The sequence below is a fragment of the Photorhabdus africana genome (assembly GCF_035181445.1).
Lineage (GTDB): Bacteria > Pseudomonadota > Gammaproteobacteria > Enterobacterales > Enterobacteriaceae > Photorhabdus > Photorhabdus laumondii.
In genome coordinates this window covers 1-223 of record NZ_JAXBVE010000322.1, presented here as the reverse complement: position 1 = coordinate 223, position 223 = coordinate 1, and the positions used below count along the sequence as shown (strand labels likewise).

Below are 223 nucleotides of genomic sequence, written 5' to 3'. Positions count from 1 at the left end.
CCAGTATAAGCAGTGGCTGGGCTCGGACTATATGCGGGAACAACTCACTCACGACCCGGCGCTGGTCCACAAACGTCTGGGCGATGGGTTCTACGAACAGCGTCTGGTGCGCGACCAAATCACCCAGTTGACCGGCCGGCGCTATCTGCCCGGCTACAATAACGACGAAGCGCAATTTAAAGCGCTGATGGATGCCGGCGTTGCCTTTGGCAAACAGCAACAA

General features: G+C 57.4%; 1 protein-coding gene. It reads left to right on the top strand.

Going from position 1 to position 223, the window contains the following annotated elements:
• On the top strand, positions 1–223 hold a 223-nt coding region (locus SLS51_RS23935; RefSeq protein WP_323840934.1), incomplete at both ends, for an S-layer family protein.